The organism is Stenotrophomonas sp. GD03794, from assembly GCF_029842145.1.
Classification (GTDB): domain Bacteria; phylum Pseudomonadota; class Gammaproteobacteria; order Xanthomonadales; family Xanthomonadaceae; genus Stenotrophomonas; species Stenotrophomonas riyadhensis.
In genome coordinates, this window is the sequence record NZ_JAOCFV010000010.1 from 83,130 (window position 1) to 104,213 (window position 21,084).

General features: G+C 66.4%; 16 protein-coding genes. 9 read left to right on the top strand and 7 right to left on the bottom strand.

Annotation, left to right across the window (positions count from 1 at the left end; genetic code table 11):
- Positions 1 to 61: 61 nt before the first annotated feature.
- The gene (locus tag N5D91_RS08095; protein ID WP_180854461.1) at positions 62 to 2,143 is read right to left on the bottom strand and encodes a TonB-dependent siderophore receptor; all 2,082 of its coding nucleotides are present in this window, start codon (positions 2,141 to 2,143) and stop codon (positions 62 to 64) included.
- A gap of 131 nt (positions 2,144 to 2,274) precedes the next feature.
- On the opposite strand from N5D91_RS08095, the gene N5D91_RS08100 reads away from it, so the two are divergent.
- Positions 2,275 to 3,195 carry a M14 family metallocarboxypeptidase gene (locus N5D91_RS08100; RefSeq protein WP_180854460.1) on the top strand — a complete coding sequence of 307 codons (921 nt, stop codon included), beginning with the start codon at positions 2,275 to 2,277 and terminating at the stop codon, positions 3,193 to 3,195.
- A 100-nt stretch (positions 3,196 to 3,295) separates the two neighbouring features.
- Here N5D91_RS08100 and N5D91_RS08105 read toward each other — a convergent pair whose 3' ends face one another.
- Positions 3,296 to 4,147: a LysR family transcriptional regulator gene (locus N5D91_RS08105; protein WP_180846325.1), complete on the bottom strand. Its 852-nt coding sequence runs from the start codon at positions 4,145 to 4,147 to the stop codon at positions 3,296 to 3,298.
- A gap of 160 nt (positions 4,148 to 4,307) precedes the next feature.
- Between N5D91_RS08105 and N5D91_RS08110 the strand changes: the two genes are divergently transcribed.
- The gene (locus N5D91_RS08110) at positions 4,308 to 4,661 is read left to right on the top strand and encodes an SMR family transporter (RefSeq protein ID WP_010485170.1); all 354 of its coding nucleotides are present in this window, start codon (positions 4,308 to 4,310) and stop codon (positions 4,659 to 4,661) included.
- Positions 4,661 to 4,984, top strand: a complete 324-nt coding sequence (locus N5D91_RS08115) for an SMR family transporter (RefSeq protein WP_110712584.1) — start codon at positions 4,661 to 4,663, stop codon at positions 4,982 to 4,984. The genes N5D91_RS08110 and N5D91_RS08115 overlap by 1 nt, the downstream gene beginning before the upstream one ends.
- A gap of 249 nt (positions 4,985 to 5,233) precedes the next feature.
- On the opposite strand, the gene N5D91_RS08120 is transcribed toward N5D91_RS08115, so the two are convergent.
- From N5D91_RS08120 to N5D91_RS08130, 3 genes are all read right to left on the bottom strand, one after another.
- A complete protein-coding gene (locus N5D91_RS08120) occupies positions 5,234 to 8,182 on the bottom strand; it encodes a TonB-dependent receptor (protein ID WP_180854459.1) in 2,949 nt (982 codons plus the stop codon).
- 69 nt (positions 8,183 to 8,251) lie between these two features.
- Positions 8,252 to 9,196, bottom strand: coding sequence for a FecR domain-containing protein (locus tag N5D91_RS08125; protein WP_180854458.1), 945 nt, complete (start codon positions 9,194 to 9,196; stop codon positions 8,252 to 8,254).
- Positions 9,193 to 9,711, bottom strand: coding sequence for a sigma-70 family RNA polymerase sigma factor (locus tag N5D91_RS08130; protein ID WP_110712581.1), 519 nt, complete (start codon positions 9,709 to 9,711; stop codon positions 9,193 to 9,195). The genes N5D91_RS08125 and N5D91_RS08130 overlap by 4 nt, the downstream gene beginning before the upstream one ends.
- 151 nt (positions 9,712 to 9,862) lie before the next feature.
- Here N5D91_RS08130 and N5D91_RS08135 point away from each other — a divergent pair, with 151 nt between their 5' ends.
- Positions 9,863 to 10,243 (top strand): VOC family protein, encoded by a 381-nt coding sequence (locus N5D91_RS08135; protein ID WP_106468284.1) that lies wholly within the window; start codon positions 9,863 to 9,865, stop codon positions 10,241 to 10,243.
- A gap of 195 nt (positions 10,244 to 10,438) precedes the next feature.
- Positions 10,439 to 12,418 carry a choline BCCT transporter BetT gene (betT, locus tag N5D91_RS08140; RefSeq protein ID WP_180854457.1) on the top strand — a complete coding sequence of 660 codons (1,980 nt, stop codon included), beginning with the start codon at positions 10,439 to 10,441 and terminating at the stop codon, positions 12,416 to 12,418.
- A gap of 100 nt (positions 12,419 to 12,518) precedes the next feature.
- On the opposite strand, the gene N5D91_RS08145 is transcribed toward betT, so the two are convergent.
- A complete protein-coding gene (locus N5D91_RS08145; protein ID WP_180854456.1) occupies positions 12,519 to 15,143 on the bottom strand; it encodes a TonB-dependent receptor in 2,625 nt (874 codons plus the stop codon).
- A gap of 227 nt (positions 15,144 to 15,370) precedes the next feature.
- Entirely contained in the window at positions 15,371 to 16,348 is a 978-nt protein-coding gene (locus N5D91_RS08150; protein WP_180854455.1) for a zinc-binding dehydrogenase, read from the bottom strand.
- A 433-nt stretch (positions 16,349 to 16,781) separates the two neighbouring features.
- Here N5D91_RS08150 and N5D91_RS08155 point away from each other — a divergent pair, with 433 nt between their 5' ends.
- The 4 genes from N5D91_RS08155 to N5D91_RS08170 all read left to right on the top strand — a co-directional run bounded on the left by N5D91_RS08155 (position 16,782) and on the right by N5D91_RS08170 (position 21,076).
- A complete protein-coding gene (locus N5D91_RS08155; protein WP_180854454.1) occupies positions 16,782 to 19,145 on the top strand; it encodes a ribonucleoside-diphosphate reductase subunit alpha in 2,364 nt (787 codons plus the stop codon).
- A gap of 99 nt (positions 19,146 to 19,244) precedes the next feature.
- On the top strand, positions 19,245 to 20,285 hold the full coding sequence (locus N5D91_RS08160; protein ID WP_087922822.1) for a ribonucleotide-diphosphate reductase subunit beta: 1,041 nt from the start codon (positions 19,245 to 19,247) through the stop codon (positions 20,283 to 20,285).
- Between the two features lie 25 nt (positions 20,286 to 20,310).
- Positions 20,311 to 20,778 carry a flavodoxin gene (locus N5D91_RS08165; RefSeq protein ID WP_180846338.1) on the top strand — a complete coding sequence of 156 codons (468 nt, stop codon included), beginning with the start codon at positions 20,311 to 20,313 and terminating at the stop codon, positions 20,776 to 20,778.
- A complete protein-coding gene (locus tag N5D91_RS08170; protein ID WP_005409967.1) occupies positions 20,750 to 21,076 on the top strand; it encodes a thioredoxin family protein in 327 nt (108 codons plus the stop codon). Before N5D91_RS08165 ends, N5D91_RS08170 begins: the two co-directional genes overlap by 29 nt.
- Positions 21,077 to 21,084: the final 8 nt, after the last annotated feature.

Genomic DNA, 21,084 nt, shown 5'->3' on the forward strand with positions numbered 1-21,084 from the left:
GTGGCGGCATGATACGCCGCCACCGTGATCGCCGCCGTCACTGCATCGGGCGGTTACTGCGTCAGAAGCGGTAGCGGCCCTGCACGTAGAAGGTGCGCGGGGCAGCCACCATGCGGCCGGCGTTGCCATCGACGTTGCGGGTATACCAGCGCTTGTCGGCCAGGTTGTTCACGCCCAGCGCGATCTCGCTGTCACCCAGTCCCGGCACCTGCCAGGCCACCTGGGCATTCCACAGGCGCACGCCGGGCACGCGGCCCACGCGCGCATCGGCGCTCTCGGCCCAGGTGTTGGCCGCATCGGAGAACTGGCCGCTCTGGTGGGTGCTGGAGACATTGAAGGTCCAGCCGGCCAGTGCATAGCGTGCGCCGACGCTGTCGGTGTCGCGCGAGTAGAACGGCACATCCAGGCCACGGTTGTCGCCGGATTGCTGGATCGCCTTGGTCCAGGTGTAGTTGGCGTACAGCTCCAGCCCGGCCAGCGCACTGTCCTCGGCGAAGTGGTACTCCAGCGCGCTCTCCACGCCCTTGTGGTCGGTGGCGCCGATGTTCTGGAAGGTTGGCGGGGTGATGCCCGGCACCTGCAGGATCTGGTTGTCGAAGCGCATCTTGAACACGGTCACTTCCGCGCGCAGGGCACCGTCCTGCCAGCGTGCGCCGAGTTCGGTGGTCTTGGCCACTTCCGGGTTCAGCGGGTTGCTGGCGGTCTGCGAATTGAGCTGGATGTTCTGCACCGGCCCGAACGAGGTGGTGTAGTTGCCGAACACGGTCAGCTGCGGGGTCAGCAGGTAGGCGATGTTGAGCGAGGGCAGCGCCTTGTCGTTGCGGCTGCTGAAGGTCGCCGCGCCACCCGCCTGGCGGCGGTCCATGTCGATCCACTCCATGCGCACGCCCGGGGTGATCCGCCACTGGCCGATCGCGATGCGGTCGTCGATGTAGAAGGCGTGTGCGTCGGTGGCGTTGTCGAAGCGGGTGGTGGCGCTGGCCGCGCCGGTGCGGCGGGTGACGGTGTAGCTGCGGTCGTTGCCGCGCTCGCGCAGGAACCGGTAGCCGGCGGTGATGTCATGCACCGTGCTGCCCCAGTGCAGGCGCTGGGTATAGCGCGGCTCGATGCCGAGCACGCGGTAGTCGCGCGGCTGCACGGTCAGCTGGGTATTGGCGGCGTTGATCAGCGAGCTGGCACGGCTGCTTTCGTTGTAATAGGCCAGCACCTCGAACTCGCTGTTGGCCGACAGGGTGTTGGTGTAGCCCAGGTCGATGCCGGTGCGGTGGCCCTTCCAGAAGTCGGTGGGGCGGGTGTTCTGGAACGGGTCGGCCTCGTACTGGGCGCGGGTCAGGCCGCCCGGCGTCAGCGAGCGCACATCGTAGTAGGAGAGCTTGGCGCGCAGTTCCTGCTGCGCGTCGATGGCGTAGGCGAACTTCAGCGCGAGGTCGTTGAAACGGTCATCGCTGCCCTGGCGCCAGCCGCGGCCGTCCTGGCCGGAGTACAGCAGGGCCGCGCCCAGGCCGTTGTCGCCGGTGCCGCCGAGGAAAGCGTTGTACTGGGTGCTGTCTCCGCCGCCATGGTCGTAGGCGGTGTAGCGCACGCCGGCCTCACCGTGCAGGCCGGCACCGGTGGGAATGGCGCGGGTACTGAAGTTGATGATGCCGCCCACGTTCTGCGGCCCGTAACGCACCGCGCCGCCGCCACGCACCACATCGATCGATTCGATGTTGGACAGGCTGGTCGGTGCGAACGACAGCTGCGGCTGGCCATACGGCGCCACCGCCAGCGGTACGCCGTCCAGCAGCACGGTCGAGCGCGGCGAGTAGCGCCCGGTCAGGCCGCGCACGCCGATGTTCAGCGACACCGAGCTGCCGGCGGTACCGGAGTTGTCGGTGACCTGCACGCCGGGGATGCGGCGCATGGCATCGCCGATGCTGGCCGCGCCGCTGGCTTCGATGCGCTGACGGTCCACCACGGTGCGCGCGCCAGCGAAGCTCTTCACGCTGTCGTGCAGGCCGGTGCCCAGCCAGCTGCCGGAGACCTGGATGCTGTCCAGCGTGGTGGCGCCGTCCTGGGCGAAGGCGCTGGCAGCCGGGAGCAGGCACAGGGCGAGGGCGGCGGCCAGTGGCAGGCGGGCCGATTGCGGGGCGTGGGTGGGCATCGGTGCAGGTCGCGGAAGGTCGTAAATGAGAATTATTGCTGATTCCATTCGCCAATGGAATGCGTCTCCGGGTCATGCCGATGGCGCGGTGGTAGAGTGGGCGATTGCTTCCTGACTCGCTGAGATCTGCCATGTCCCAAGCCGCCTTCTACCCCGTCGGAACCCCTGGCCAGCCGTGGGGAGCGGCGGAACGGGAGGCGTGGCGTCGCCGCCAGCAGCGCCTGCGTCGCTACGACGAGGAGGTGCTGCCGCGCATCGAAGCGCTGGCATCGCGCTTTGACAAGGTGGCCTATGGCCAGCTCGATTACGCGGGCGAGACCTACACCCTGTACGCCCTGCGCAGCCGCGACTGGAACCCGGCGCTGCCGGCCGCGCTGGTCACCGGTGGCGTGCACGGCTACGAGACCAGCGGCGTGATGGGCGCGCTGGAGTTCCTCGAAAAGCACGCCGCCGACTATGCCGGCAAGGCCAACCTGCTGGTGGCGCCGTGCGTGAATCCGTGGGGCTTCGAGCGCATCAACCGCTGGAACTTCGATGCGATCGACCCGAACCGCAACTTCCGCGTCGATGGCCCGGCCCGTGAGTCGACCGCGTTGATCGAGCTGATCACACCGATCAAGGGCCAGTTCGTGCTGCACATCGACCTGCACGAAACCACCGACAGCGACGAGAGCGAGTTCCGCCCGGCGCTGGCGGCGCGTGATGGCAAGCCGTTCGAGCCAGGCCTGATTCCCGATGGCTTCTATCTGGTGGACGACAGCGAGGCCCCGCAGGCGGCCTTCCAGCAGGCGGTGATCGCCGCTGTGGAAAAGGTCACCCACATTGCGCCGGCCGACGACAAGGGCGAGATCATCGGTTCGCCGGTGGTGGCCTATGGTGTGATCGAGTACCCGCTGGTGAAGCTGGGCCTGTGCGCCGGCATTACCGGCGCGAAGTACACCACCACCACCGAAGTCTACCCGGACAGCCCGCGCGCGACCCCGGAGCAGTGCAACGACGCACAGGTGGCGGCGGTGTGCTCGGCGCTGGATTACGCGCTCGCCCATCGTTGACCGGTAGTGCCGGCCGCTGGCCGGCAACTGAAAAAGGGGACGGAGGGGATTAAGTCGTTTATGCATAAACGACTTAATCCCCTCCGTCCCCTTTTTCGGTTCACCCCAACGCGTCGGCCCACCATAGTGCGGCCGGTCCGGGAGGCGTGTCGCGGCGCCACAGCAGGTCGCTGTGGATGCGCCGTGGCCAGCCGGGCAGTACCAGTTCCACCAGCCGCCCGCGGTCATAGCGCTGCACCAGCGCCCGCGGCAGTTCGGCCCAGCCGATGCCGTCCTCGGCCATTTCCATCACCATCAGGTAGTCGGTGGCGGTCCAGGCCAGGCCGGTGACCACGCGCGCCTGGTCGACTTCGGCGCTCAAGCGTACCTGCCGGTGCCGCGCCAGTTGAGCGGCGGCGCGACGACCGGCACTGGCCAGTGGATGTTCGCGCGCCACGTACACCGACAGTTCGCTGTGATGCGCCAGCGGCCGTGCCACCAGCCCATCCGGATAGTGCTCCTGCCGTGGCAGCAGACCGAGCGCGGCGCGTCCGTTGCTCACCAGTTCCAGCACGTCCTCGCCCTCGGCATCCAGCCATTCCAGCTCGATCTCCGGGAACGCCTCGGCAAAGCGCTGCAACACGCGCTGCTCCGGATCGAGCTGATAGACGTCGGAGAAGGCCACGGTCAGTCGCGCTTCGACCGGGGCGGCCAGCCGCACACTCAACTGCTGCAGGCGGGTATCGGCGGCGAGGATTTCCTGGGCATGACCGAGCACCTGGTGCCCGGCCTCGGTCAGCTGCGGGTAGCGGCCGCTGCGGTTGAACAGGCTGACGCCGAGGTCCGCCTCCAGGTGGGCGATGGCGGTGCTGACCGTCGACTGGGTCTTGTGCAGGCGTCGCGCCGCCGCCGAGAACGAGCCCAGCGCCGCGGCTTCTACGAAGGCCTGCAGGGATTCAGGGGAGTAGGGCATTGATCCATCGCTCCTGTCGATGGAATCCATTTTGATACCACCGTAAAAGACGATGATACTGGCTTCCGTCGTCCCCGTCTGCGGGGCGTTCCGGACCCTCCACGCTCGGCGTGGATCCATTGATGAGGCGGCGTGGTCCCCGCCCTGCAAGGAGCTTCACATGTCCCGTACTGTTCCCGCCCGTGGCGCGCTGGTCGCCTGGGCCTGCCTGACCGTGGCGATCGTTGCCGAAGTGGTCGGCACCTCGTTCATGGCCCATGCCGCCCGCGATGGCGGTTGGACCGGCTACCTGATCATGGCCGGCGCGCTGGCGCTGTCCTACTTCTTCCTCGCGCAGTCGGTGCGCCGCATCGCCGTCGGCGTGGCCTACGCAGTGTGGGAGGGCCTCGGCCTGACCCTGCTGACCGTGGTCGGCCTCACCGTCTTTGGTGAAAGCCTGTCGCTGCAGCAGTTGGCCGGCCTGGTGCTGGCGGTGGTCGGCATCGTCTGCGTCACCCTCGGGGAGGCGCACTGATGAATACCCTGGCCCTGTTTTTCGTGATCTGTTCGGCCTTGATCGACGTCGCCGCCAACATGATGGTGGCCAAGTCGGAAGGTTTCCGCCGCTGGCGTTGGGGCGTCGGCGCGATCGTCATGGTCTGGATCGCCTTCGCCCTGCTGGGACAGGCCGTGCGTTACATGGATCTGGCCACCGCCTATGCGATGTGGGGGGCGATCGGCGTGATCGGCACCGCCACCTGCGGCCGCCTGCTGTTCGGCAACCGCCTGCGTCCGATCGGCTGGGTCGGCATCGGTCTGGTCACTGTTGCAGTGCTGCTGCTGAGTACTGCGAAGTAACGCGTCGCTGTGCCAACCAAGGTTGGCACCTACCAGTGCTGAGCTGCTGTGCCAACCCAGGTTGGCACCTACCAGTGCTGAGTTGCTGTGCCAACCCAGGTTGGCACCTACCAGTGCTGAGTTGCTGTGCCAACCAAGGTTGGCATCTACCAGTGCTGAGTCGCCGTGCTGGGATGTACCAGAGCGTGAGCCGCCGCAAGCAAGCGCCCCGGGGATGATCTGCCCGGGGCGTTGCTGTTTCTGCAGCACTCAGAAGCGTGCGGTGAAGTTCAGTCGCGTGGTGCGGCCCGGGCCCGGCATCAGGCTCATTGCCAGCGTGTCCATGTAGTAGGTGTTGCGCAGGTTGCTGACCACCAGCTCCACTTCGCTGCGCGGGGTGAACTGCCAGCGTGCGTAGAAGTCATAGATCGCGGTGGGCAGGTAGATGTTCTGCAGGCCGGTCGAGCCGGTGGTGTTCCAGGGCTTGTCCAGTTCGTGGGTGGGGCCGCTGTTGTAGGTGCGGCGGATGCCGGTATCCAGTCGCTTGTCGAACAGGCGGAAGCCCAACGTGCTGTGGATCGAGTACTTCGGCGGGTTCTGTGCGTTGACGAACGAGGTGCCGAAGCCGCCGTCCACGCAGTCCGGGGTGGTGTCCAGCTTGCTCCACTTCGCATACGGGTCTTCGCGCAGGCGCTTGGCGGTGGCCGCGTCGCAGGTGCGCGCGCGCTGGTAGTAACTGGCCGACAGGTCCAGGTAGGCGATGCCGGCGTCATAACCGGACTGCAGCTCGTAGCCGGACACCGTGTAGTTGTCGACGTTGTCGACGTAGAACGCCCAGTTGTTGGAATCGAAGCGGCGGGTGATGGCGTTGTCGATATCGTTCTTGAACCAGGCCACCTTGAACGCCAGGCGGTCACCGTCGCGCCACAGGTCCTGCTTGAGCAGGCTGAAGCCGATGTCCCACGAGCGGTTCTTCTCCGGCTTGAGGTCGGCCACCGGCGCCGAGGTGCTGTTGCCCAGCGTCGACTCGAACAGGCTGGGCATCTTCCAGCCCTGCGCGTACTTCACGTAGAAGAACATGTCCTGATCGAGGTTGAAGCGCGCCTCTGCATACGGCGCGAAGCCGTGGCCGGAACGGCGGATCGCCGGCTTGTAGCCCCAGGCGGTGGGAATCTGCTTGGTATAGAAACCGTTGGCGCCGCGCGGATCAGGAATGAAGCCGTCGAAATCGTAGGCCTGGCCCAGCGTGCTGTCGCCATAGGGCGTGGCGCGCAGCGAGTCATAGGTGTAATTGCCCTGGGCATCCGGGTACCACTCCTTGTACCAGCCCGGCAGCAGCTGGCCGCCCTTGCTCAGGCGCGCGAAGGTGTAGCGCAGGTCGCGCGATTCACTGACGAAGGCCACGCGGTTGCGGTCGCGGGTGCGGTAGTCGGTGAAGCGGCCGCCGGCGGTCAGCGACAGCCAGTCCCACGGCTGCCACTGCAGCGAGGCGACGACGCTGGCCTCGCGGCGCGTGCCCGAGCGCAGGTAGCGGTTGTTGTTGAAATCCACCGGCAGCACCGGTGAGTTGGGCGCGGTGTCCTCGTGCTGGAAGGACGCGCCATAGCGCAGCGTCCAGTCGCCCAGAGCATTGCTGAAGCGCGTGGTGTTGCTGCTGTCCACGCCCCAACGCTGGGTCTTCACGTCCGACTGCAGGCCCGGGCCATAGGTTTCGCCCAGCGTATCCGGCATCTGGTCGTTGGGCACGTCCTTGAACAGCGGCGTGTTGGCGATGTTGCTGTTGAACATGCGGCTGGTGGCGGTGGTGAACCACAGGGTGCTGCTCAGGTCCAGCCACGGGTGTGCCTCGGGCCGGTAGCGGTGGCGCAGCGAGGTGGCGTTGACCCGCATTTTTCCCGGCTCGAACTGGAACATGGTGTTGGCCTTGTCCACGTAGGTCACCCATTCATTGGACTCACCCACGCGGCCGATCGCCGACGGCATGATCTCGCCGAAACTCGAATTGAAGTAGCGGTGGCTCAGCTCCAGGCGTTGGTCCGGGTTGGGCGTCCAGGTGAATTTAAGCAGTGCGGATTCGTTGTCGGTATGTGTGTTGAGCACTTCATCGCCCGGATGGAAGAGCTTGGACACCGCCTGGCTGGACATGCCGGTACCGCCGCTGGACAAGTGCTGGTTGTCATAGCGATGCGCACCGTTGCTGCCGGCGAAGAAGTTGCCCTGGCGGCGCCGCGCATAGGCCGCGACCAGCTGCCAGTCTTCGCCGCGCTGGGCGAAGGCCACGCTGCCATTCCAGTCACGCGGGTCGCGCAGGCTGTTGCGGTTATCGCTGCCACGCGCGATCTGCTTGAAGGTGCGGGTGCGATCGATGCTGTTGTCGGCCACGCCGCCGCGTACGCGCAGGCCCCAGGCCTGGCCATCATCGAGGATGTCATCGACGTTCAGCGTTTCCATGTAGACCACGCCGCCGATCGCGCTGGCGGCATTGGCGGCCAGGCTCGGCCCCTTCTCGATGCTGACCGCACTGATCAGATCGGGGTCGAGATAGCTGCGCTGCTGCACGCCGGCATAGCCGCGATACACGTCGATGGCCTGCTGGCCGCCGTCGATGATCACCGGCACCCGGTTCTGGCCCTGCAGGCCGCGGATGTTGACGTCCAGCGCTCCGCCGTTGCGGACGTCAGCGGTGTGCACGCCCACCGCACCGGCCAGCACGTCGCCGATCGACTGGCCGCGGAAGCGTTCCAGCTGCTGGCGGTCCAGGTGCACGCGGGAGCCGCTGTCACGGTAGACCGCGTCCGCATCGGCCAGCCCCCACGGTGAAGCGCCTTCGCCGGCCTGGCCAGCCACGCGCAGGGTGCCGATCTGGCGTACCCCGGCTTCAGCGGTAGGTGCCGCCTGCAGCACCACGCCGCTGGCATCACGCTGGAAGACCAGGCCGGTGCCGGCCAGCAGCTGCGCCAATGCGGCGTCAGTACCGAGCGTGGCCTGCACACCGCTGCTGTGGCGGCCGCGGGTCAGGCGCGCATCGGCAGCGATGGACAGGCCCGACTGCTGGCCGAACGCGGTCAGGGCCTGGTCGAGCGCGCCAGCCGGGATCTGCCAGCGAATGGCGGCCGCAGTGTCCTGTGCATGGGCGGCGGCCGGCAGCAGGCACGGGGAGGCCAGGGCCAGGCACAGCGCGATGGCCAGGGGGCGAGGGGAGGGGCAAGGCAGTTTCATGGGGGCGGCAACATCCGCAATGGGTTCCCTTGTAGGGCCCGGTGTGCGCACAGAAAGGGAACCGCGATTTCAAAGCGGACGCACGACGGTCCACCACGGCCAGCGCTGCTCGACACGGATCGGCAGGGCGCGGGCCAGCAGATGCAGCGCCTGGATGCTGTCCAGGCGTGGCATTACCGCCGTGACTTTCAATGCGGCGAGCGCCGGATCACAACCCAGATAGCCCTGATGGTGGCGGGCCAGCTCATCGATGACACGGATCAAAGGCGTGTCCTGTACCTGCAGACGTCCGTCCTGCCAGTCACCGCGCAGAGGATCGGCAGCGACCGTTGTGAGCCCGCCCATCGGGCCGATCTGCATCGCACGACCGGCAGCCACATCCAGCGCCGCACCGAACAGCGGCAGGCAGCGCACCGCGCCCTCGAATACATCCAACCGGCTGTCCTGCGCCTCACGACCGACGGCGAAGCGGGTGCCGATCGGCTGCAGGCGTGCGCCCGGCACATGCACGGTCAACGGCTGGCCGGCGAACGCAGGGTGATGGCCGGTCTGCAGCAGCAGCTCGCCACGCAGCAGATGCAGGGCGCGGCGGCCGCTGCCGATGTCGATGGTGACTTCGCTGTCCGCGTTGAGCCACAACTGGCTGCCATCCATCAGCGTCCAGTGCCCGGTATGGCCGGCAGCGGTGCGCTGCGTCTGCAGGCCGCGTTGTTCACGCAGCCCGTGCAGGCCCAGCAGTGAAACCGCACCGATGCCGAGGGCGCCGCCGAGACTGCGAAGCGCGCGGCGGCGGCGACGTCCGGCAGCATCCAGCGCCGTGGCAGCAGCCGGTGCCGACAGGGGCGCAAAGGACTGCCAGACCGACTCGACCCGGTGCCACGCATCAGCATGACGGGCATCGGCGTGCAGCCATGCGTGCCATCGCTGCTGGTCGCCGTCACTCCAGCCCTGTTGGCGCAGCGCGAACCACGCTGCCGCCTGCTCCAGTGCCGGGCTGGCCAATGCGGCATTCATGCCGTGGCATCGCCGGACAGGCGCAGGCAATGCAGCATCGCCTGCGCCATGTACTTCTTGACCATGCGCTCGGACACGCCCAGCTGTTGGCCGATCTCCGCATAGCCCAATCCGGACAGTCGTGCCAGCAGGAACGCGCGGCGTGGGCGTTCGGCCAGGCCAGACAACATGTCGGCGATGGCATGCAGCAGCTGCAGTGCCTGTGCGCGTTCCTCCGCAGACGGGTGCACCGGCTCCGGTTGCGCAGCCAGTGCGGCCAGGTAGGCGCGCTCCAGGTCCGCGCGCTGCCAGTGGTTGACCAGCAGGGCGTGCGCGATGGTGCTGAGGTAAGCGCGCGGCAGGCGCAGTTCGGACGGATCGACGCGACGGCTGAGCAGGCGCAGGAAGGTGTCCTGGGTCAGGTCGGCAGCGCAGTCGGCGTTGTGGGTGCGGCGGCGCAGCCAGCCCAGCAGCCAGCCATGGTGTTCGCGGTAGAACCCCGCCAGCGCGGTGCTGGAGGCGGCGGGCACGGCCATCGGCATCGATCATTAATGAGAATGATTCCCATTATAGGGTGATCGAGCGGTGTACGACAAACCCTGCGCACGTGGCAGCAGGCCGGAGGCGTGCATTTGCGATGCCGGCCGGGCTCGCCGACACTGCGGTCTTTCCACAAGGAGTGCCCGCATGTTCAGTCACATCACCGTCGGAACGAACGATATGGACGTCGCGCATCGCTTCTACGATGCCCTGTTCACCGCATTGGGCGCCCGTCCGGGTGTCTTCGATGACAAGGGTCGGCTGGTGTACTTCAAGGACGGCCGCATGTTCATCGTCACTGCACCGATCGATGGGCAGCCGGCGTGCCATGCCAACGGCGGCACGATTGGTTTCACCCTCGACAGCGCCGAGGCCGTGCGTGGCTGGCAGGATGCGGGCGTGGCCCATGGCGGCACCGCCATCGAAGACCCGGCCGGCATCCGCACCATGGCCGGGCGCCAGCTGTTCCTGGCCTACCTGCGCGACCCGGATGGCAACAAGCTGTGCGCGGTGCACGTAATGTCGTGATTGGCCAGTACGCGCGTGGCCGCGATGCACGCGGTCCGCGCGCGGCTGCGCTCGCAGGCACGCTTCGGCGCGCGCGTGATAACACGGAATGGTGGGTCGAGCCTGCGACCACAGGCCGCAACTTCATGCTCTGTCCACTGCGGTTCAGCCAGAATCGGTCGGCTAACCCTTTGATCTACCGGAGAACGCCGCCCCATGGAAGTACTGGAGCCGCAACAATCCCCGGTGCGCACCCTTCGACCTGTGTTCGCCTTCGCGGCGATCGTTGTCGTGGCGTTCGCGCTGTTCGTCAGCCTGTTCCCGCTCGGTGCGGGCCGCCTTCTGGTCAAGGCGCAGGACTGGGCCGCACTCAATGTCGGCTGGTACTACCTGCTGGCGATGACCCTGTACCTGGTGTTCGTGGTCGGCGTGGCGCTGTCCAAGTACGGTGGCATCAAGCTCGGCGCCGACCATGACGAGCCGGAGTTCAGCTACCTTTCCTGGGCCGGCATGCTGTTCGCCGCTGGCATCAGCATCACCCTGTTCTTCTTCTGCGTCTCCGAACCGCTGACCCATTACCTGCAGCCGCCACAAGGCGATCCGGCCGCAGGCGAGGCCGGCGCGCGCCAGGCCATGCAGCTGCTGTTCCTGCACTGGGGCCTGCATGGGTGGGGCGTGTTCGCGCTGGCGGCGATGGCGATGGCCTACTTCGCCTATCGCCACAACCTGCCGCTGGCGCTGCGTTCGGCGCTGTACCCGCTGATCGGCAAGCGCATCAATGGCCCGATCGGCTACACCGTGGACGCGCTGGGCATTGTCGCCACCGTGTTCGGCATCGGCGCCGACATGGGCTTCGGCGTGCTGCACCTCAACGCCGGCCTGTCGCACCTGTTCAACATCCCGCACTCCAACCTGGTGCAGATCATCCTAGTGGTCAGCATGATGGGCGCGGCGGTGGCCGTGGCCGTTTCAGGCGTGGAGAAGGGCGTGCGCTGGATGGCCAACATCAACATGCTGCTGGCGATCGCGCTGGTGCTGTTCATGCTGTTTGCCGGGCCGACGCAGTACCTGTTCAGCACGCTGATGCAGAACCTGGGCGACTACCTGGGCAGCGTGGTCGGCAAGAGTTTCGATGTGTACGCCTATGGCGGCCGCCCCGAATGGCTGGGCGGCTGGACGGTGTTCTACTGGGCGTGGTGGATCGGCTGGGCGCCGTTCGTCGGCCTGTTCATCGCGCGCATCTCGCGTGGCCGCACCATCCGCGAGTTCGTGTTCGGCGTGCTGCTGATCCCGCTCGGCTTCACCCTGGCGTGGCTGTCGATCTTCGGCAACAGCGCGCTGGACCAGGTGCTGCACCATGGCCAGCAGCAACTGGCGCAACTGGCGGTGGATGATCCACCCACCGTGCTGTATGCCCTGCTGGATGGGTATCCGTGGAGCAAGGCGGTGATCGCGGTGACGGTGTTCGTCAGTTTCATTTTCTTCGTGACATCGGCTGACTCCGGCGCGGTGGTGCTGTCCACGTTGTCCTCGCATGGCGGGGCGCCGGAGGATGATGGTCCGCGTTGGCTGCGCGTGTTCTGGGGCACGGTGATCGCGGTGCTGACCGCTGGGTTGCTGCTGGCCGGCAGCATCGATGCGCTGAAATCGGCAGTGGTGCTGGCCTCGCTGCCGTTCTCGGCGGTGCTGTTGCTGATGATGTGGGGCCTGACCCGCGCTTTCAGTGACGAATCGCACCGCAAGCGCGCGCTGCAGTACCGGCCTTCGCCGCTGATCGGTGACGACCGCCACCACCAGGGCTGGCGCCAGCGCCTGAGCCAGGCCATGCACTTCCCGGTGCGCGACCAGGTCTACCGCTTCATGGACGATACGGTGAAGCCGGCGATGGAAGCGGTGGCCGAACAGCTGCGCGGGCAGGGCTGGGACGTGGCGACGCGCTTCGAGGCTGGCGACATGGAGTTGACGGTGAATCACGGCGAGCAGCAGGACTTCCTGTACCGGGTGATCCTGAGTGGCTACCTGACGCCGTCGTTCGCCGCACAGCAGCTGCGCAACCAGCGCTACTACCGCGCTGAAGTGCACCTGTTCGAAGGCAGCCAGGACTACGACCTGGTCGGCTACAGCCGCAAGCAGATCATCAACGACATCATCAGCCAGTACGAACGGCACCTGCAGTTCCTGCACCTGAGCCGCTGATGCACGACCGTCGGGCATCCCCCCCGGCGGTCGGTGGTAGTGCCGGCCGCTGGCCGGCAGCACAAATGGGGCGGCGCATTACCGCCGCCCCGATATCGCATCAGAACCGGTAGCGCGCCCCCAGCGAGACGAACTGCCCGCGCAGGTTGTACTGGCTGATGTCGAAACCATTGGAGCCACCGGCCGGGTCGAACGGCGGGTCCTTGTCGGTCAGGTTCAGCACCGACAGCGACAGCGTGGTGTTGGGAATACCGTCGTAGGCCACGTAAAGATCCAGCTGGTGATACGGCTTGATGCGGTCGCGCAGCCCCGGATTGCTGGTGGCCGTCGCCACACGCTGGTCGTAGCCACTCACGTACTGCAGGCTCAGCGTGCTGCTCCAGTCGCCCGCCGCCCAGTTCAACGACGTGGTGCCGCGGGTGCGCGGCAGTGCGCCGTGGCGGTTGTTGCCAGCGCCGTCATAGGGTGCCTGGCCGGCCACCAGCGGCTGCTTGAAGCTGAGCAGGTGGGTCCAGCTGCCGGCCACGGTGAAGTTGCCCCAACCGTCGGTGCGGAAGGTGCGGCTGGCATCCAGGTCCAGCCCCGAGGTGGTCAGTTCGCCCTGGTTGGCGTACTGGTTGGTGATGAACTGGATGCGTCCGTTCTCGCGTTGTACGCGGCCCGGGAACAGGGTCGGGTTGTCGACGATGAACTGCGCACTGTCCGGCTTGACCAGGTTGTCCTGTTCGATGCGGTACCAGTCCAGGCCGATGCTGGTATCGCCATCCGGCGACCACACCGCACCCACGTTGAAATTGCGCGAGCGCTCGGCCTTCAGGTCCGGGTTGCCGGTGCGGATGTTGGTCACGCCGCGGCTGCCGCCCGGTTGCAGTGGGTCGAACGGATCGATCACCGAGCCGTAGCTGACGGTCTGGCCCGGCGCGATCTCCGGCAGCGACGGCGCACGGAAGCCACGCGAGAACGAGCCGCGCAGCAGCAGGCTGTCCAGCGGCTGCCAGCGCAATGCCACCTTGGGCGAGAACGCCTTGCCGAAGTCATCGTAGCGGTCGCCGCGACCGGCCAGCTGCAGTTCCAGCGTGCGGTGCAGCGGCACGCTCAGTTCGGCGTAGGCGGCACTGACCTGGCGTTCGCCGTTGACCACGTTGATGGCCGGGCGCAGCTCGGTGCCCGACAGCACCTGCGCGCTGGTACGCGCGTCCAGTGATTCCTTGCGGAACTCGGCGCCCCAGGCGAAGCCGACCGCACCGGCCGGCAGCTCCCACAGCGTGGTCGACGCCTTCACGTTCAGCGAGTGCAGCTTGTACCAGCCGGGGCGTTTGGTCTGCAGGCGCAGTGCATCCAGCGCCTCCGGCGTGCTGGACGGATTGAGGAAGTTGTAGCTGCCATCGCGCAGGATCTGTTCGAAGGCGTAGCGGTTGACGAAGTTGTCGACGTACTCGCGCTGTGCACTCTGCGAGGTCAGCGCCGCCACTTCCCAGTCCCAGCGCTCGCCACTGCCACGCACGCCGGCCAGGGCACGGTAGAACACCTGGGTGTTGTCCTTCAGGCGCGGGCCGAGGTCGAAGAAGGTGTACTCGAACGGCAGCGGGGTGCTGCCCGGGTTGTTCGGGTGGCCGACCGGCAGCACCGCCGGCACATCGATCAGGGTGCCGGTGGCCGGGTTGTAGGCACGCAGGCCCGGCCCGACGGTCAGTGGCGCGCTGAAGATCTGGTCGGCCTTGTTGTGGCTGTACAGCACATCGGCGAAGGCCTCGACGCTGTCATTGAAGCGGTAGGTCGCGCTCAACGACGCCTGCAGGCGCTCGGCGCCGGGCTGCAGGGTCTTGAACGGCTGGGCATTGAAAGCGCAGGCCTGGCCGGGCAGGGTGCTGCCGAAGTCGCTGTACGGGCGCAGCTGGCTACCGTCGGGGCAGTTGGCGAACGGCTGCGGTGCACGGGGGTTGCTCAGCCAGTTGCCACCGGCAGTGGACCAGCCGGCCAGGCGACCACCGGGCTTGTCGCGGAAATCGCCGCTGCGGGTATAGGCACGGTCGTCGCCATCGAGGCGGTCGCGCTTGAGCAGGTCCAGTCCGAACAGCACGTTCCAGCCCTGCTGTTCCAGATCACCGAAGCCGGCCAGCAGGTTGGCCTTGCGTTCGTCCAGGCCACCCTGGGTGGCGGTGCCGAAGCCGCCGCCGACTTCCACGCCCTGGAAGTTCTTGCGCAGGATGATGTTGATGACGCCGGCGATGGCGTCGGAGCCGTACACCGCCGAGGCACCGTCCTTCAGCACTTCGATGCGCTCGACCGCACTGATCGGCAGCGCATTGAGGTCGACGAAGGTGTCCTGGGTGTTGAGCGCGAAGCCGAAGTTGGAGACGCGGTAGCCGTTGACCAGCACCAGCGTGTTCTTCGGCGACAGGCCGCGCAGGCCGATCGAGGCCGAGCCGGCGGCGAAGCTGCCGGTGTACTGCTCGTCGAAGCTGTTGCCGGCATTGGCCGACAGGTTGCGCAGCACGTCGGTAAGGGTGGAACGACCGGTCTGTTCGATCTGTTCGCGGCTCACGATCTGCACCGGGTTGGGCCCGGCGGTATCGCTGCGCTTGATGTTGGAGCCGGTCACCAGCACGGTGCCGAGGGTGGTGCTGTCCTTGCCGGTGTCGGCGGTTTCAGCGGCGCCGGCAGCGCCGGCGGAGAGGCCCAGCGCGATCGCGCCGGCAAGCAGGTTCAGGGTGGTGCGGTACATGGAAGCGACAACGCCAAACGGGGGAGGAGCCGTCAGTACCGCACGCAGCCACGTGCGCCTTCCAATGACGAAAGCGCATTCAGTTATACATCACAGGTTCTTAACGAAAGTCTGTGGCCTCGGTGGGGCGGTCTGTGCTTCGGTGGGTGCGGACCGTTGGTCCGCACTCCTGCTGCGGGTCAGATCCCTTTCCAACGGAAAGGGATCTGACCCCGGTTGTCCGGCCATCAAGGCCGCAGCAGCACCTTGCCGTTGCGGCCTGAACCGGCACCGGCCTTTGCTGCCTGGGCGATGTCGTTCAGTGCGAAGATCTGCTCCACAGGCAGGGTCAGTTCGCCGCTCGCCGCACGCTTCAGCAGCTCGCCAACCAGCCGGCGCTTGTCCTCCACTGCCATCGCCTGGCTGACCTTGCTGCCCCAGAAGCCCTTCACCGTGGCTTCCTTGTAGATCAGGCCGCCGGCGGGAATGCGCATCGGCTCGCCGCTCATTACACCGAACGACACCAGGGTGCCGTGGTGGCCAAGCAGGTCGACCAGATCGCCGCTGGCGTCGCCGCCAATGGAATCCACCGCGGCCGCGGCCTGCGCTTCGCCGGTCGCCTCACGCACGCGATCCTTCCAGCCGTCCACCGAGGTGTCGAACACATGATCGATGCCCAGCGCTTTCAACTGTGCGACCGCATCGGCATTGCGCACCAGGTTGGCTACATGCACGCCACGCGCCCGCGCCAGCATCGCCAGCGATTTGCCCACCGCGCCGTTGGCGGTGTTCTGCACGATCCACTGGCCCGCCTCGACGTGCAGGAACTCCAGCAGCATCAGCGCGCTCAGCGGCATCGCAATCAGCTGTGCGGCCATTTCGTGCGGGATCGCCTCCGGCATCGGAATCACCATGCGTGCCGGGGCGATGAAGGCCTCGGCCCAGGTGCCGTGCACCGAGGCGGCGGCAACCCGCTGGCCGATCTGCAGGCCGTCGACGCCGTCGCCAAGTGCATCGACCACGCCCAGTGCTTCACTGCCCCCGATCGCCGGCAGCGTTGGCTTGTAGCCATACAGGCCGCGCACGGTCAGCAGGTCGTGGTTGTGGATCGAGGCCAGCACGGTGCGGATGCGCACCTCGCCCGGGCCGGGCTCGGGCAGGGTTGTTTCGCCGACGGCCAGGACATCGGCCGGATCGCCGAAGGAAGAATAAAGGGCAGCGCGCATGGGCGGTGTTCCGGGGAGAGTTGATGTTGTACCGAACTGGGGACGCAGGCGTTGTCGACAAGGCGCCGCAGGTGCAACACGGCATCCTGCGACTGATCGTCGCGACAGGTATTGATTACCGCATCTTGTGTTGACGGGTTGGAATATCCCCACTATGTTGTGTCCGTCACTCCCGGTCAGCCGCCGCCGCCGGACATGCAGCAAACGTCCCGCGGCCCGCCCCTGAAGGCTTGCCGTGTCGACGCGGCCGCCATCGTGCGGACCCAGATCGCCCCCACGGCCCGGATACCGGCCGCAGGCGCAGGCTGTTGCCGACGATCTGGTGTTCCCGCGCTTTGGCATCCCACCCCGACCGCCCCGTGCGCCGGTATCGCGTGCAGGGCCGCCATGGCATCGACCGCCAACGCGCGTGCGAGCCTGGAGTTTCACCACCATGACCGACAGTACCTTCCGCGTGGCCGACCTGGCCGGCGCTGGCGACGCCTTGCGCGCCGGTGGCGAGCGCGTGCCGACCTGGATCACCAAGGAGGCCGGCAACCGCCGCCTGCCGTTCGACGCCGAGCGCCTGCAGCGCAGCATCGATGCCGTGCATGCCGAGTTCCCGCAGCTGGATGTGAGCGACTACCGCCGCGTGGTGCAGGCGATGGTCGAGCGTAAGCCCAGCATCAGCGCCGATGATCTGGTCGATCTGCTGATCCGCGAGGCCGAATCGCGCGTGGACCTGGTCGCGCCGGAGTGGGAGCAGTTCGCCGCGCGCATCTACCTGCGCCGCCTGTACAAGCGCGCCAGCCGCAACCGCTTCTACGACGTGGGCCTGAAGTACGGTTCCTACGTGGGCCTGCAGGAAAGCCTGGCCGACCGCGGCATCTACAGCAACGACATCCTGCGCTGCTACTCGAAGGAAGAATTGCAGCAGGCCGGCGAGATGATCGATCCGGAACGCGACCGCCTGTTCGCCTACAACGGCCTGTATCTGCTGGCCACGCGCTACCTGGCCAGCGACCGCAGCCGCGAGGTCTATGAACTGCCGCAGGAGCGCTGGCTGACCATCGCGCTGTACCTGATGCAGGAGGAAAAGCCGCGCGAGCGGCGCATGCAGCTGGTCGGAGAGGCGTACTGGGCGCTGTCCAACCTGTACATGACGGTGGCCACACCGACCCTGGCCAATGCCGGCAAGGTGGGTGGGCAGTTGTCCAGCTGCTTCATCGACACGGTGGACGACAGCCTGCAGGGCATCTATGACTCCAACACCGACATCGCCCGCGTGTCCAAGCACGGCGGTGGTGTGGGTGCCTATCTGGGCTATGTGCGCAGCAGCGGCGCGCCGATCCGTGGCGTGGCCAATTCCTCCGGTGGCGTGGTGCCGTGGATCAAGCAGCTCAACAACACTGCGGTGTCGGTTGATCAGCTCGGCCAGCGCAAGGGCGCGGTGGCGGTGTACCTGGACATCTGGCACCGCGATATCGAAGCCTTCATGGACCTGCGCCTCAACAACGGCGACCAGCGCCTGCGCGCGCACGATGTGTTCACTTCGGTCTGCGTGCCGGACCTGTTCATGGAAGCGGTCGAACGCCGCGCCGACTGGTACCTGTTCGATCCGCACGAGGTGAAGCAGGCCAAGGGCTGGTACCTGCAGGACTTCTACGACGAGAAGCGTGGTTCGGGCAGCTTCCGTGACCGCTACGCCGAGCTGGTGGCCGATGAGCGCATCAGCCGCCGCACGGTGAAGGCCATCGATCTGTTCAAGCGGATCATGCTCAGCCAGCTGGAGACCGGCAATCCGTTCCTGTTCTACCGCGACGAGGTCAACCGCAGGAACCCGAACAAGCACGCGGGCATGATCTATTCCAGCAACCTGTGCACCGAGATCCTGCAGAACATGAGCCCGACGCGGATGATCCAGGAGATCGTCAGCGGCGACCAGATCGTGACTACGCGCCGCGCCGGTGACTTCGTGGTCTGCAACCTGTCCTCGATCAACCTCGGCCGTGCGATCAGTGCGCCGGATGACCTGCTGGCCACCGACGTGCTGGAGCGCCTGATCCCGATCCAGGTGCGCATGCTCGACAACGTGATCGACCTCAATGCGCTGCCGGTGCCGCAGGCCACCATCACCAACCGCAAGTACCGCGCCATCGGTCTGGGCACCTTCGGTTGGCACCACCTGCTGGCGCAGCAGGCGATCCAATGGGAATCGCCGGATGCCGAAGCGTTGGCCGACCGTCTCTACGAGCGCATCAACTTCCTGACCATCCAGGCCAGCGCGCAGCTGGCGAAGGAGAAGGGCAGCTACCCGATGTTCGCCGGCAGCGACTGGCACAACGGCCGCTACTTCAGTGACCGCGACTACAGCGGCGCCGCGTGGGACAGCCTGGCCCGCGAGGTGGCCACGCACGGCCTGCGCAACGGTTGGCTGCTGGCGGTGGCGCCGAACATGAGCACGGCGCAGATTGCCGGTTCCACCGCCTCCATCGACCCGATCTACAGCGCGTTCTACTACGAGGAAAAGAAAGACTTCCGGCGTCCGGTGGCCGCTCCGGGCCTGTCGCTGGAGACCTGGCCGTACTACGAGAAGGGTGCCTACAAGGTCGACCAGTTCGCCAGCGTGCGCCAGAACGCGCGCCGCCAGCGCCACGTCGACCAGTCGATCAGCTTCAACCTGTACGTGCCCAGCACCATCCGCGCCAGCACCCTGCTGGAGCTGCACCTGAGTGCCTGGCGCGAGGGCCTGAAGACCACCTACTACGTGCGCTCCAACGACATCGACATCAGCGAATGCGAGTGGTGCTCCAGCTGATCAATGGTAGTGCCGGCCGCTGGCCGGCAACCGCGCGATCTTCGGTAGTGCCGGCCGCTGGCCGGCAACACGATAGAAAGAGAACGAAGGCAGAAACCCATGGCAACCCCCCTCGACCGCATCAAGATCCTCGAACCGCGCCATCCCAACCGCAGCACTGGCATCATCAACGGCCGCACCAGCGGCATCCTCAACTGGAACGACATTCCGTACCCGTCGTTCTATCGGGCCTACAAGGAGCTGTCGACCAACTTCTGGATTCCCGATGAGGTCGACATGAAGCTCGATGCGCGCCAGTACGGCGAGCTCAATGCGCGCGAGAAGAACGCCTACGACTCCATCATCGGCCTGCTGGCCACGCTCGATTCGCCGCAGACGCGCTTCATCTACAACGTCGCCGAGTACATCACCGACCCGGCCGCGCACGCCAATGCGGCGATCATCGGCCAGCAGGAAGTGATCCACAACGAAAGCTACAGCTACGTGCTGGCCTCGATCACCGACCTGCCGAACCAGAACCGCGTGTTTGAACTGGCACGCACGCATCCGACCATCATCAAGCGCAACGCACCGATCATGGGTGCGTACGACGACTTCATGCGCGAGAAGACCGCCGAGACCCTGCTGAAGTCGTTGATCCAATCCTCAATCCTGGAAGGCATCAACTTCTATTCCGGGTTTGCATACTTCTACAACATGGTGCGGCAGAACCGCATGACCGGCACCGGCAAGATCATCAGCTTCATCAACCGCGACGAGCTGGCGCATACCAAGTTCATCAGCGAGCTGATCCGCGCCATCATCGGCGAGAACCCGGAGCTGCAGACCAACGAGCTGACCGCCTATGTGCACCAGGCGTTCGAGCACGCCATCGAACTGGAAACCCAGTGGTCGTCGGAAGTGCTGGATGGCATCGACGGCATCGACGTGGAGGAAATGACGCGTTATGTGAAGTACCGCGCCAACAAGATGGCCGGCATGCTCGGCATCGAACGCCTGTACAGCGATACCACCGACAACGTGATGCCGTGGATCAAGGCCTACGCCGACAACTTCACCGAGACCAAGACCGACTTCTTCGAGATGCGCAATGCAAGTTACAAGAAGACCAACGTCGACAACGGCTTCGACGACCTCTGAGCCCGGCGCGGCGCTGCACATCCTGCTGGTGGTGGCCTCATTGAGTGGCAACACCCGCGAGCTTGGCCGGCAGATTGCCGAGCGTTGCCGTGCCGCAGGGCATGCCGTGCACTGGCAGGAGGCCGACGATCTGCGCCAGGCCCCGCCACTGGCCGCCGATGAGGCCGATCTGGTGCTGCTGGGTTGCTGGACCGACAACGCCGGCCGCACGCCGGCGGAGATGAAGGCGTGGGTGGCCGGTATTGCGGAGCGCGGCGAGCGGCCACGGCAGCTGGCGGTGTTCGGTACCGGCGAAACGCAGTGGGGGCAGGAGTACTACTGCGGCGCCGTGCACCGGCTGATCCGCTACTTCCACAGCGACTACCCGCCGCTGGAGATCGAACAGATGCCGCATGGCGTTCGCCATGCCGCGGCCATCGAGGCCTGGACCGACGCGGTCCTGGCCCATTACTGGAGCAACACCGATGCAGATCATCGACGCCACCACGCCTGAGCAGTTCCAGCAGCTGCTGGCCGAACACCCGCGGGTGCTGGTGGATTTCCACAAGGACCAGTGCCCGGGGTGCCGGATGCTGGAGATGTCGTTGCACCGCGTGGCCAACAGCGTGGCGGGGCAGGGCACGACCCTGCTGCGCGTGCAGCTGGAAGTGCTGGGTGAAGCGTTCTTCAGGGAACTGGGGTTGCGGCAGACGCCGACGCTGTCGCTGTTCCGTGACGGCGACGAACGCACCCGCCTGGCCGGGTTCCAGTCGCCGCAGCAGATCGAGGCCGCGATCGCGTTGCATCTGTAGCGTGGAGA

Bases quoted from the DNA above. Each gene is read 5' to 3' on its own strand.
- N5D91_RS08145 (WP_180854456.1), bottom strand. From the start codon at position 15,143: ATGTACCGCACCACCCTGAACCTGCTTGCCGGCGCGATCGCGCTGGGC.
- N5D91_RS08120 (WP_180854459.1), bottom strand. From the start codon at position 8,182: ATGAAACTGCCTTGCCCCTCCCCTCGCCCCCTGGCCATCGCGCTGTGC.
- N5D91_RS08105 (WP_180846325.1), bottom strand. From the start codon at position 4,147: ATGCCCTACTCCCCTGAATCCCTGCAGGCCTTCGTAGAAGCCGCGGCG.
- N5D91_RS08130 (WP_110712581.1), bottom strand. From the start codon at position 9,711: ATGGCCGTGCCCGCCGCCTCCAGCACCGCGCTGGCGGGGTTCTACCGC.
- N5D91_RS08125 (WP_180854458.1), bottom strand. From the start codon at position 9,196: ATGAATGCCGCATTGGCCAGCCCGGCACTGGAGCAGGCGGCAGCGTGG.
- N5D91_RS08095 (WP_180854461.1), bottom strand. From the start codon at position 2,143: ATGCCCACCCACGCCCCGCAATCGGCCCGCCTGCCACTGGCCGCCGCC.
- N5D91_RS08110 (WP_010485170.1), top strand. From the start codon at position 4,308: ATGTCCCGTACTGTTCCCGCCCGTGGCGCGCTGGTCGCCTGGGCCTGC.
- N5D91_RS08150 (WP_180854455.1), bottom strand. From the start codon at position 16,348: ATGCGCGCTGCCCTTTATTCTTCCTTCGGCGATCCGGCCGATGTCCTG.
- N5D91_RS08160 (WP_087922822.1), top strand. From the start codon at position 19,245: ATGGCAACCCCCCTCGACCGCATCAAGATCCTCGAACCGCGCCATCCC.
- N5D91_RS08135 (WP_106468284.1), top strand. From the start codon at position 9,863: ATGTTCAGTCACATCACCGTCGGAACGAACGATATGGACGTCGCGCAT.
- N5D91_RS08100 (WP_180854460.1), top strand. From the start codon at position 2,275: ATGTCCCAAGCCGCCTTCTACCCCGTCGGAACCCCTGGCCAGCCGTGG.
- betT (WP_180854457.1), top strand. From the start codon at position 10,439: ATGGAAGTACTGGAGCCGCAACAATCCCCGGTGCGCACCCTTCGACCT.
- N5D91_RS08170 (WP_005409967.1), top strand. From the start codon at position 20,750: ATGCAGATCATCGACGCCACCACGCCTGAGCAGTTCCAGCAGCTGCTG.
- N5D91_RS08155 (WP_180854454.1), top strand. From the start codon at position 16,782: ATGACCGACAGTACCTTCCGCGTGGCCGACCTGGCCGGCGCTGGCGAC.
- N5D91_RS08115 (WP_110712584.1), top strand. From the start codon at position 4,661: ATGAATACCCTGGCCCTGTTTTTCGTGATCTGTTCGGCCTTGATCGAC.